At 69.6% G+C, this 8,712-nt stretch carries 7 protein-coding genes; 2 read left to right on the top strand and 5 right to left on the bottom strand.

What is annotated here, in order from left to right; all coding sequences use genetic code 11:
• The coding region (locus CKO43_RS23985) for a tetratricopeptide repeat protein (protein WP_200380225.1) at positions 1-1,524 on the top strand (1,524 nt) is incomplete at its 5' end.
• 120 nt (positions 1,525-1,644) lie between these two features.
• On the top strand, positions 1,645-3,333 hold the full coding sequence (eptA, locus tag CKO43_RS23980; protein WP_200380224.1) for a phosphoethanolamine transferase EptA: 1,689 nt from the start codon (positions 1,645-1,647) through the stop codon (positions 3,331-3,333).
• Between the two features lie 59 nt (positions 3,334-3,392).
• On the opposite strand, the gene CKO43_RS23975 is transcribed toward eptA, so the two are convergent.
• The 5 genes from CKO43_RS23975 to CKO43_RS23955 all read right to left on the bottom strand — a co-directional run bounded on the left by CKO43_RS23975 (position 3,393) and on the right by CKO43_RS23955 (position 8,425).
• Complete coding sequence (locus CKO43_RS23975) at positions 3,393-4,625, bottom strand: sensor histidine kinase (protein WP_242478052.1); 1,233 nt, start codon at positions 4,623-4,625, stop codon at positions 3,393-3,395.
• Complete coding sequence (locus CKO43_RS23970; protein WP_200230822.1) at positions 4,622-5,347, bottom strand: response regulator transcription factor; 726 nt, start codon at positions 5,345-5,347, stop codon at positions 4,622-4,624. The genes CKO43_RS23975 and CKO43_RS23970 overlap by 4 nt, the downstream gene beginning before the upstream one ends.
• A gap of 323 nt (positions 5,348-5,670) precedes the next feature.
• Positions 5,671-6,627: a universal stress protein gene (locus CKO43_RS23965; RefSeq protein WP_200380223.1), complete on the bottom strand. Its 957-nt coding sequence runs from the start codon at positions 6,625-6,627 to the stop codon at positions 5,671-5,673.
• Between the two features lie 305 nt (positions 6,628-6,932).
• Positions 6,933-7,559: an N-acetyltransferase gene (locus CKO43_RS23960; protein ID WP_200380222.1), complete on the bottom strand. Its 627-nt coding sequence runs from the start codon at positions 7,557-7,559 to the stop codon at positions 6,933-6,935.
• Positions 7,556-8,425, bottom strand: a complete 870-nt coding sequence (locus tag CKO43_RS23955; protein ID WP_200380221.1) for a polymer-forming cytoskeletal protein — start codon at positions 8,423-8,425, stop codon at positions 7,556-7,558. Before CKO43_RS23955 ends, CKO43_RS23960 begins: the two co-directional genes overlap by 4 nt.
• Between the last annotated feature and the right edge of the window lie 287 nt (positions 8,426-8,712).

Genomic DNA, 8,712 nt, shown 5'->3' with positions numbered 1-8,712 from the left:
GCGCTGGCGGTGGCGCTCACCGCGGGCGCTGCCGGCACGGCGTGGCAGGCATCGCGCGCCGCCACCGAGCGCGACCGCGCGCTGGCGCTGGCCCGGCGCAGTGCGGCCCAGGCCGAGTTCTTCGAGGCGATGCTGACGCAGGCGGCGCAGGACGCGCGCCCGATCACCGTGCCGGTCCTGCTCGCCCGAAGCCGCGCGCTGGCGAGCGGGGCGACGGCCGGCGTCGCCGACGCGCCGGTGCTCGGCACGCTGGCCGCCATCCAGGTCTCGCTCGGCGACGTGGCCCAGGCGCGGTCGCTGCTGGCGGACGCCGAGGCGCGCCGCGCGGCAGCCGACCCGGCCGACCTCGACCTGCGGGCGCAGCTGTGGTGTCAGCAGGGCTACGTCGCGTCGCTGCTCGGCGAGCACGACGAGGCGCGTGCCCATTTCGCCGAAGCCGCCGCGCTGGATGTCAGCGCCGGGACCCGTGCCGACTGCCGCTTGCACGAGGCTTTCGTGGCCCAGAACCGCAGCGACGCCGCCGGCGCGATGGCGGCGGCGCAGGACGCGGTCGCGCTGCTCGATCGCTGGCCCGCCGCGACTCCGGTGCAGCGCGCGACGGCGCTCGGCAACGTCGCGTTCGGGCACCACCTCAACGGCCGCCCCGCCGAGGCCGACGCCGCGTTCGCCCTGGCGATCGAGCGCCTGCGCGCGTTCGGCCGCGGCGACACGCCGGTCGTCGTCACGCTGCTGAACAACCGCGGCATTGCCGCGTTCGCCGCCGGCGACGTTCGCCATGCCGATCGTGCCTACACCGAAGCGCTGCAGCTGGCCGAACGTCTGGCGCCGGGCGCGTGGCCGCCGTCCTACCTGCTGCACAACCGGGCGCTGGTCGCGTTCGACCTCGGGCGTCTCGACGAGGCCGAGCAGGGCATGCAACGCGCGCTGGCCGCCGCCGAGGCTGCCGACAACCGGGAGAACGCGACGGGGGCACAGATCAAGCTGGCCCTGGTGCTGCTCGAGCGAGGCGACGTCGCCGGGGCAAGGCGTTTGCGCGACGCGGTCGTCCTGCGCCTCGGACAGAACGCGCCAACCGACACGATGGCGGCGATCTCGCTGCGCCAGTTCGCGCTGCGCGAGGCGCTCGCGCAAGGGCGCTGGCAGGACGCTCGCGCCGGTGCCGACGAACTCATCGCGTTTTTCGACCGGCGCGGCATGCCCGTGGGCCCGGTCGTGAAGTTTCTGCGCCAGCGCGCCGAGGCCGGCTCAGCGCTAGGCGACTTCGACGGCGCCGCGTCCGATCTCGCACGCGCGCTGGCGCTGGCCCGTCGCCTGCAGGGCGACCTGCCGGCCTCCAGCCACGTCGGCCGGGTGCTCGCCGCGTACCAGCGGCTGCACGCGGCGCGTGGTGATGCCGACGCGGCGCGAGCCGTGGCCGTCGAGGCCGGGCGCCAGCTCGCCGCGGCGCTCGGCCCGGATCACCCCGAAGCCGTCGCGATGCTTGCGGCCGGCGCCGCGCCGCCAGCAGGCACGCTGCGCCGCTGACTCCGGCGCGCTGCATCCTTTCACTCGCCACCGCCGCCGGCGGGGAGTTGGTGCTTCCTTAACAACTTCTTGACATACGTCTTTTGATACTGCGCGCACGTTCAATCATTGGGAATCGGCGTGTTTCAACGTCTGACGGCCGTGCGTTTGAATCCGGTGCAACTGACCTGGGTGGCCGCACTGTTCTTTGCCACCATCGGCAATTTCGCGCTCTGGCAAACGCTTTGGGCCAAAGTCGAAGTCGACAGCCTGCACAGCCTGCTGTTCTTCATCAGCCTGCCGGTATTTCTCTTCTGCATCCTCAACCTGCTGCTGACGCCGGTGCTGGCCTTGCCGTATCTGCGCAAGCCGCTGCTGGCGCTGCTGCTCGTCATCAGCGCCGGCTGCCATTACTTCATGCTCGAGTACGGCGTGCTGATCGATCGCAGCATGGTGCAGAACTTCTTCGAGACCAACCAGGCCGAGCTCGCGTCGTACTTTTCCATCCCCTTGCTCCTCGCCATTTTCGGGCTCGGCGTGTTGCCGGCTGCCGCGTTGGTTGCTCTGCGGGCGAAAGAGAGCGGCCGCCCCTTGCAAATCGTGCTCTGGTGGCTCGGCAATGTACTGGTGACGTTGGCGGTGCTGGTCGCCGTGACCTTGGTTTTCTACAAGGATTACGCCTCGCTGCTGCGCAACAACCGGCAGATCAGGGATCAGGTGCTGCCTTTGAACTTTGTGCGCAGCGCCAACGGCTATCTGCAACGCAAGTACAGCGCGAAGTCGCAGCCGCTGCGAGCGGTGGCCGAAGATGCAGCACGCACGGTTGCCGCCGTCGACGGGCGACCAAAACTCGTGATTGCGGTGGTGGGCGAGACCGCGCGGGCGCGGAATTTCCAGCTCAATGGTTATCCGCGCGCGACCAACCCGTCGCTCGCGCCGCGCCAGGACGTCATCAGCTTCAAACACGTCTCGTCCTGTGGCACGGCCACTGCCATTTCGCTGCCCTGCATGTTCTCGCGGATGCCGCGTGCGCAATACGACGAGGTGCGGGCCGCGACCGAAGACAACCTCGTCGACATCCTGCAGCGCACCGGCGTGCAGATCCTCTGGCGCAACAACAACAATGGCGGCTGCAAAGGCGTGTGCGAGCGTGTGCCGACCGACGACATGCCGACGCTGAAAATTGCCGAGGAATGTGTCAATCGGGACGGAACCTGTTATGACGAGGTGCTGCTGCATCAACTCGGCGCGCGCATCGATGCGATGCGCGGCGATGCCTTGATCGTGCTGCACCAGATGGGCAGTCATGGCCCGACCTATTTCGAACGGTACCCGACGGAAACCAAGGTCTTCAGCCCCATCTGCGACAGCAACCAGATCCAGAAGTGCAGCAACGAAGCGCTGGTCAATACTTACGACAACACGCTGGTCTACACCGACCGGATGCTGGGCAAGACTATTGAGCTGTTGCGCCGCTATTCAGGGCAGCGTGACGTCGCCATGATCTACGTCTCCGATCACGGCGAGTCGCTGGGAGAGCGTGGCATCTACCTGCACGGCACGCCTTACATCATGGCGCCGGACGAGCAAACCCAGGTGCCGATGCTCATGTGGTTCTCGCCGGAATTCTCCCGGAGTGCCCGCCTGAATCTCTCCTGTCTGCGCGCCAACGCGGACAGCAGAAGCTATAGCCACGACAACTTCTATCACTCCATGCTGGGTCTCTTCGACGTTCGAAGCAGCGTCTACCGGCCCGAGCTGGACCTGTTTTCAGCGTGTCGTGAGCCGGTTCGGAGATTTTCGTCGGCCGTGACGCCGGAGAACGGCTGAAACCTGCACGGCGCGAATGGACCGACGGCACCGGGGCAGGATCTGCTCGCCGCTCGTGGCTATGCAGCGTGCTGCATTCTCAGCGTAAAGCGGCAACCTTTTTCCGAGCTTTCGACCACCATCTTCCAGCCCAGATGCTCCACGATGCGTTGCACGATGGACAGGCCAAGACCTTCGCCGCTGTGACGTGCACTCGGTAGGAACCGCTGGAACTGCTGCGGGTCGATGCTGGGCGGCAGCCCCGGGCCGGTGTCGGAGATGACCAGCGTGGTGCCATGCAGCGCAATGCGCACTTCGCCTTCGTCCGTGTACTGGCAGGCATTGCGCAGCAGGTTCCAGACCACACTGCGTGCCAGTTCGGCATGGGTGTGCACGTGGCTGTCCTGTGGCGCATCCAGGACGAGTGCCACCGGCTTGCTGTCCAGCCAGGGGCGACAGCGCGTCATGCATTCCTCGATCAAGGGGCGCAGAGGCACGTCGGCCCGGGTCAAGGTCTGTGGGTCGCGCGAAAGCAGCAGCAGGCAAGCCAACTGGCGTTGCATTTCCTGCGTGGTGCGCACGATGCGCTCGCCGCTGGACCGCAGGTGACTGTCGGCGGGCAGTTGATGCACGATGGTTTCCGCCGCGCCGGCAATGATCGCCAGCGGCGTGCGCAGTTCATGGCTGGCATCCCCGGCAAAGCACCGTTCGCGCTGCAGAAACTGCTCCAGTTCCTCGCTGTGTTGCGCAAACGCGCGCGCCAGCACGCCGATCTCGTCGCGTGCATCCTGGTAGGGAAACGGCATCTGTTTGCGCTGCACGGCTTCGGCCAGCCGTGTGATGGGCGCGGTGACGCGCGCCGAAGTCTGCCGCCCGATCCAGAACGCGCACAGAATGCACAGCAGGATGACCAGCAGCGCGTAGCCGTCGATCACGTGCTCCAGATACTCGTATGGCTCGCCGTCCTGCAGCAGGTAGTAGCGTTGATCGTTCAGGTCGAACACCAGCAGGTGCCAGACCTCGGGTTCTTTCACGCTGTGGTAGCCCGGCGCGTACCGGCGCAGGGCATCGGGCACGGTCTGCGCGTCGTAGAGCCGGCTGCCGTCGGGTATGGTGGGATTGATGCCCTTGGCAATATCCGCTTCCAGCCGCTGCACCTCCTGGCGCAGGCTTTTCGAGATCACATACGCTCTCAAATCGTCGTAGTCGAGCTGTTCCGCCGCGACCACGAACGCCATGACCGCCACCATCAGCAGGACGAAAGACACCGTGATGCGTGTCTTCAGCGTCATGTGGCGGTAAGCGGACTTCATGGTGCTGATGCTTTTCCTCGTGCGCTCACTGCCGGCGCAGCCTTCGGGGGCTGGTGCAGGCGCCAGCCCACGCCATGCACCGTTTCTATGAGCGCGGATGTGAAGTTTTTGTCAACCTGCTGGCGCAAGTCATGAATGTGTGTACGCAAGGCACCACTTTCAGGCGGTTCGTCGGCCCAGAGCAGGTATTCCATCTCCTGCTTTTTGACGACCGCCGGCGCCGCGCGCATCAGGCACAGCAGCAACTTGTGCGTGGTGGGCGTCAGGCTGATGGTCCGGCCCTGACGCCATGCCTGTGGTGCGCGGGTGTCCACCTGCAGGTCTTCCCAGACGAGCGTGCCCTGCACCTGGCGGCCCTGAGCGCGGCGCACCAGGGCCTTGATGCGGGCGTCCAGTTCCTTCAGTGAAAAGGGCTTGATGAGGTAATCGTCGGCGCCCAGGGCAAAACCCTCGACGCGGTCTTCGACCGGGTCGCGTGCCGTCAGCATCAGCACCGGCACGGGATTCTGAAACTCCTCGCGGAGTTTGCGGCACAGCGTCATGCCGTCCAGGCGCGGCAGCATCAGGTCCAGCAGAATGGCGTCGTAATCATTCTGCGTGGCCATGCGCAGGCCGGCGGCGCCGTCACGTGCATCGTCCAGCACATAACCCAGCGGCTCGAAGAAACCGTACAGGTTGGCCACCAGATCGGGGTTGTCTTCGATAATGAGCAGGCGTGTCATAGGTAATTGGCATGCTGGATTCGATGACACCAGCCATCGACGAGGCCCCCGGCATTCATTCGTCTCAACGCCTCTTCTTGTCGGTGCCGATGGAGTATTGGCGACCCGCGCCGAATGGATATCGAACCGGGGGGGGAGTTGTCGCCGGCAGCGCCATCCGAGGATAAGTCTAGTCGTTCGTGCCTGCCGTTTTTCGCAGGCGTCCTGGCGGGCATCGTCGACGAACACCGCGCTCGATTCCGGGTCGAGCCGATCGGCCACTCGCTGCACGAAGCCGCCAAGTCCGGGGACCCGGCGGCTTCTTCCATCCGGGCGCCTGCCGGCTAGCCGGCGCTGGCGTTGTGACCCGGTCCCGGACTCAGCGGCACGACCAGCACGTCGTGCGGCGTCGCGCGCAGCACGCTGCGGGCCACGCTGCCGAGCAGCACGTCCAGCCACGGCGCCTCGGTCGAGCGGCCGATCACGATCAGCGCGTCGCCGGTGTCGGGCTGGCGCAGGAGGATCTCGGCCGCGACATCGTCGCCTAGTGCCAGCGTCGGCTTGACGCGCGTGGCCTGCGGTCCCAGGGACTGCACGACGCGCTGCAGGGCCGCGGCGTGGCGCCGCAGGTCCATTTCCAGTCCGGGCTGGGCGACATGGCCGAAACGAGCCTTGCCCGGGCGCGCCTGGCGCAGCACGTGCAGCAGCTCGACCTCGGCTTCGCCGGCCACCGTGCAGGCCCAGCGCGCCAGGCATTCGGGCTGCGTCAGCAGGTCGACCGCCGCCAGCACCTGCCGGTACGGGCGCCAGCCGGCCTCGTTGACGACCAGCAGCGGCACCGGCAGCCGGCCCGCCAGCGCCGCGGCCGCGCCTCCGCGCCATGCCGCCAGCAGGCCCGACGCGCGCCGCTGGTGCGTCACCACCAGTTCGCCCGGCCTCAGTGCGGCGCGCAGCTCGGACAGCCGCGCCGGCGTGTCGCCGACCTCGATCGGCAGCTGGTACAGGCGTGCGATGCGGCGCGCCTTCCAGCGCAGCCGCGGCAACTGCTCGGCCGACACGGCATCGCCCAGCGCGCCGAAAGCCAGCAGCCGCAGGCGCGCGCCATGGGCCGCGGCGAGCCCGGCGGCGCGCCGCAGTGCGGTGTCCGACGCGTCGGACAGGTCGCCCAGCACGGTGATGAAGGGCAGCGCCAGCGGCAGGAGCGCCGGCGAAGCGGAAGCAGACGTGCCCGCGCCTTCGATCGGGCAGGGGGCGGGATCGAGCGCGCTGAAGCGGCGCCCGGCGTTATCGACGGCATGCATGGCCAAGGCTCACGACGACGCGGCCGCAGGGCCGCGGGACGCACGCTGCTGCCCGGCGATAAAGGTGTGCGGAAGGGGGAAGAGCTGGGGCTATCGCCGGGCCCGGGAGAGTGCCTCCGCGGCCCAGGGCTCCCGGACGCGGCAACTGCGCGCCGTGGGCACGACGCGCCCGCCAGCGGCGCGCGCGGATGCGGCGGTGGCGGGGGCGCGTGCGGGTGAGACCATGGGCCCAGTATCGGCCGGGGCGGCGGCAGCGGCAACCAAGCCCGCTTGGCGCGTGCCGGATTGGGCCGTTCGATCCGCCTTCAGCCCCTTGCCGGCACCAGCCCGGCCTCGGCCGCCAGGCGCTCCACCGTCCAGCCTCGGCCGAGCAGCATCAGCCGCGTGTAGAGATCGTCGCGCAGCGCGGCGTCGAGGTCGCCGTCCAGGTCGCGCAGCACCCGGTCGCGCAGGTGCACGCAGTGCAGCGGGTAGTCGGCTGCCAGCCGGCGCCACAGCGCGTGGGCGCCGCCGGACTGGCGCACTCCGGTGAGCAGGCACATGCCGGCGTCCAGGCTGCGCCGGTAGACGGCGCTGGCCAGGCCGCGGCGGCGGTATGCGGCGCGATACCGGGAGTGCGGCGAGCGCAGGTGGCGGTCGGCGCGCGCGTCGAGTTCGATCAGGCGGTTGAACACCGTGCAGCCGGCGAGCCGGCGCCGCAGCACGTCCTCGACGTAGACGTAGAGCTCGCCGTCGGCCTCGCGCCAGTGCAGCCGGAAGCCCGGCAGCGCCAGGGGCTCGCAGGCGATGCCGTGCAGCACGTCGCCCGGCCGCGCCAGCCGGCGCTGCAGCACGTCCAGTTCGTCTTCGAGCCGGGCGTCTTCGCGGTCGACGTCGATGCGCAGTTCCAGCCCCCGCATGCGCCACGGCGACGGCCATGCGGCGCTGCTCATGCGCCCTCCGGCGTCGGCTGCCACAGACCGCTGCATAGCTGGCCCGGCCGGGTGCGCGAGACCACGCGGCCGCAGGACGGCCAGGCTTCGCGGCGCACGCTGGAGCCGGCGTGCACGCCGTAGCCGGCGCCGCTGCGCACCTCGCCGCCGCTGACGACACACTCGCCGGCGCGGATCGCGCCGTCGGCGGCGATGTCGGCGCCGGCGACCACGCCCCAGCCGGCGTCGATGTGCAGCCCGCTGCTCACGCCGCCGGCGGCCTGGATGCCGTGGCCGGCGCGCAGCCCTTCGCCGCAGGCGATGGCGCCGCCGACGCGCAGGCTCTTGCCCAGGTCGGCGCGGCCGGACACCTCGAGATCACCGTCGACGACGGCGCTGCCGCCGACCGTCAGCGCGCCGCAGCGCAGGTCGCCGCGCACGCGCAGCTCGTGGCTGCAGGCGAGGCCGTCTTGCGCCTCGACGCTCCAGCCGGCGAAGAGGTCGCCGCCGCAGCGCAGCCGCCCGCAGCGCAGGCCGGCGCCGGAGCGCAGGTCGCCGTCCACCGTCAGCGTCGTGCCGGCGCGTACGCCGCCGCCGACCGTGAGCGCGCCGCCGACACGCAGCAGCGTGTCGACCTCGACCTCGTACCGGACCTGCAGCGAGCCGGGAAAGACCAAGGCCTCGGCCGACACCCGCTCGAGCACGCGCACGGCGTCGATCGGGCCGAAGCGGTCGATCAGCCAGCAGGCGTCGGCCGCGCGGCCGTCGTCGACCAGCGCGTCGACCACCTGCAGGTACTCGGCGGCGCTGCTGAAGCGCCGGGCGAACCAGCGGTAGCCGCTGGTACAGGAACGTTTGGCCCTGAGGGCCGTGGTGGAGATTTCCATCGTGCACGAACTCGCGACTAGCCGGCGCGGCAGGCCGCGCGGCGAACGGGGAGGTCGGGAGGCGGTGCGCCGCACGGCTGGCGTGCGGCGGGAATGTGGCGCGGCACGCGCCCCACGACCTGCGGTTTCGGTGCAGGGCAGCGCCCTGCCGACCCGCCGTGCGTGGACTTCAGGCCGCTACGAGGGCCCGAGGTCCGCGCACGGCCTCGGAGGGCACGGCCGCAGACCCGTAGGAGCGCAGCGCCGCCGAGTACCTGCAGGTGGTCGACGCGCTGGTCGACGACGGC

It is taken from the genome of Rubrivivax gelatinosus, assembly GCF_016583785.1.
GTDB classification, from domain to species: Bacteria; Pseudomonadota; Gammaproteobacteria; order Burkholderiales; family Burkholderiaceae_C; genus Rubrivivax; species Rubrivivax gelatinosus_B.
The sequence above is the reverse complement of the archived record's forward strand: the minus strand, read 5'-3'. Positions and strand labels throughout refer to the sequence as shown.